The sequence below is a fragment of the Candidatus Desulfatibia sp. genome (assembly GCF_036446775.1).
Classification (GTDB): Bacteria; Desulfobacterota; Desulfobacteria; order Desulfobacterales; family UBA11574; genus Desulfatibia_A.
Genome location: NZ_JAZFTO010000077.1, coordinates 1 through 2,593, shown reverse-complemented (window position 1 = coordinate 2,593; position 2,593 = coordinate 1). Strand labels below are relative to the sequence as shown.

The window sequence follows — 2,593 nt, the reverse complement described above, 5'->3', positions numbered from 1 at the left end:
TGGGATTGCACATAAATTGGACATCAGGTCGGTCTAGGTTATAAGGTTCCGGGTTCCCGGTTCAGGCCTCCGGCTCGTAGAGGCACGATCCTACGCCTCGGAGAGGTTAAGCGCTTCGCGCTTTTTTCCTTAACCATTGATTCCATAGGTGTAATACAACGAGGCGGCCGGCCTCTGAACCTTTGAACGTTGAACTTTTGAACCCAATTTTTTGATTCATGTTATGAAAGCAGAAAACATCATGAAAAGAAGAGACTTTCTCAAAACCTTATCCACAAGCATTATTGCCGGAGGAATCGTTCCGGCCAAGGTTCTGGCGGAGATTGCAAGAAAACCTCCCGACGCCGCCTTAAAAAAATACGACAACCACATTAAAGACTACCTGCAAAAGATGCAGGATTTTGACACACCTCGCGCAGAGGACGTCTGTCTGGATCGAAGCGACTTTCTGTTGCTGAAATCTTCGACAATGCGTTTCAAACGACTCCAGCGTACTGTAGGTTATGGTCATTTTCATTTATTGAGCTTTGACGGTGCCGTCAAAATTGCCCGTAACTATTCCAGGGTGGGCGCTTTTTCAAGCAAAGAGTTCGATTTTTTGGAGAAGATATTCTATGGAGATCCTGTTGTGTACGGTTTTTTTGGCGAAAAACCAGTTAAAACCCTCACTGACCGCATTAAAAAGCGCGCAGTGGTCAAAATCCCACACACCGGTAATTATCTCTACAAGGGAGTGCCCTTGGAGACTTACACGAAAATCAAGCGTGATATCGGTGATCAGGTAATCCTGACTTCAGGGGTACGCAGTGTCATCAAACAGTTTCTGCTGTTTTTGAACAAAGCGTACCGTAACGCCGGCAACCTTTCTTTGGCTTCGCGCTCACTCGCTCCGCCCGGCTATTCTTATCACGGCGTCAGCGACTTTGACGTGGGCCAGGTTGGATTCGGCGGCGCCAACTTCACCGGGCGTTTTATAAATACAAAGGTATACAAAAAATTAAAAGAACTTGGCTATCTCCGGCTTCGATATCCCCGGGCAAATTTGCTGGGAGTGCGTTTCGAGCCTTGGCATATTAAAGTTTGATGGCGTCGCAAAAAGTCGAATTCATCCGGTGTTTGGTGTTCAGTATTTTGTGTTTTGTTGGAGCCAGTGCTCGAGACGGCGCAGACCTTCTTCCGTGGATATGCGGGGAGTATATCCCAAGTCTCTTTTGGCGGCGCTGATGTCAAACCAGTGGGCGGTTGCCAGCTCATCGGCGAGAAAACGCGTCATTTGCGGTTCACCTTTTAAATAGAATATTTTATAAACGCATTCAAGCAGGGCGCCCATCAGCCATGCCATTTTGTGGGGGATTGATCGCCGGACCGGTTCAAGGCCCGCAGCTTTTAAAATGCCATTGATTATGACCCAGACAGGCATTGGTTCGTCCTGGCTGATGAAATAGATTTTGCCGGAGAGCCCGGGATTTATTTCCAGACGGTCTGCCGCCGCTACATGGGCTTCAGCAGCATTGTCGATGAAGATGGTATCCACAAGATTCCTGCCGTTTCCGACCCTTACCAGACGTTTTGCCCGTTTAATAATCCTGGGAACAAGATGATTGTCCCGCGGACCCCATATTAAATGGGGACGTAAAATAATCGTCAACAAACCCTTGCCGGCGGCATCTACAACCAGCTGTTCAGCAAGCGCCTTGGTCTTGGGATAATGAGCGTGAAACCCGGCCGGATAAGGGGCCGATTCATCGACACCTTCCATATCGGTGCCGTTGAAAATAACGCTGGGCGAGCTGGTATAAACCAGTCTGGTAACCCTGTGCTTGAAACAGGCTGAAATGACGTTGCCGGTGCCGGTGACATTGGTTTGATAATATTCGGAATAGTCCCCCCAAATACCTGGTTTGGCAGCCACGTGAAAAACAAGATCCATGCCTTTGGCGGCCTGCTCAACGGCATTTTGGTCGCCGATGTCCCCCTGGATTTGCTCAACACCTAAAGCTTCGAGCTCAGCATAAACGCTGCGGGAAAAGCTGCGGACGGCATCCCCTCGTTGCTGAAGCAGGCGGACGATTGCGCCCCCGAGAAAACCGCCTCCGCCGGTGACCAGCGCTTTGATGGGTTTCTTAACTTTTAACGGATCATGGTTATTCATCTGTTACCTTCGTTTGAAGAGCGCTGCGCTTGAAACGACCATCTACTGAGATCTCGTTTCTTTCACTTTGTTTTTTTTGTAATAATTCAGCCACCAAGACACCAAGCCTCTAAGATTATAATACTAATTTAAATTGTCCGATTGGTTTTGTTGGTTTAATTAGTTTGATTTGTTAACCAACCAACCAATGGAACCAATTTAACCAATAAAACTGAATCATTAAGCTTTATAATCCATACTCTTTCTTTGTGCCTTGGTGCCTTAGTGGCTGACTGTTACGTTTTTTTTAGTTGTTTTTTGGCCCAGACAGCCAGTTTTTCGCGAAAGATCTTTGAGTTATGGCGGATGTCTACCGGGAACGACTTGTGAAACAATATGGTTTCGATGTTTTTTGTCAGCTCGTGCTGCCGGGCGAGCTCAACAAGGGCTTTTTTGAGCTCT

2 protein-coding genes are annotated in these 2,593 nt (G+C 47.6%); one reads left to right on the top strand and one right to left on the bottom strand.

From position 1 onward, the window contains the following. The first annotated feature begins 241 nt into the window (after positions 1 to 241). Positions 242 to 1,084 (top strand): M15 family metallopeptidase, encoded by an 843-nt coding sequence (locus V3S16_RS03345; protein WP_413883258.1) that lies wholly within the window; start codon positions 242 to 244, stop codon positions 1,082 to 1,084. 39 nt (positions 1,085 to 1,123) lie between these two features. Here V3S16_RS03345 and V3S16_RS03340 read toward each other — a convergent pair whose 3' ends face one another. Beyond that, positions 1,124 to 2,152 carry an NAD-dependent epimerase/dehydratase family protein gene (locus tag V3S16_RS03340; RefSeq protein WP_413883257.1) on the bottom strand — a complete coding sequence of 343 codons (1,029 nt, stop codon included), beginning with the start codon at positions 2,150 to 2,152 and terminating at the stop codon, positions 1,124 to 1,126. Between the last annotated feature and the right edge of the window lie 441 nt (positions 2,153 to 2,593).

Excerpts from the sequence above, each read along its gene's own strand:
- V3S16_RS03345 (WP_413883258.1), top strand. The coding sequence starts at position 242 with ATGAAAAGAAGAGACTTTCTCAAAACCTTATCCACAAGCATTATTGCC.
- V3S16_RS03340 (WP_413883257.1), bottom strand. The coding sequence starts at position 2,152 with ATGAATAACCATGATCCGTTAAAAGTTAAGAAACCCATCAAAGCGCTG.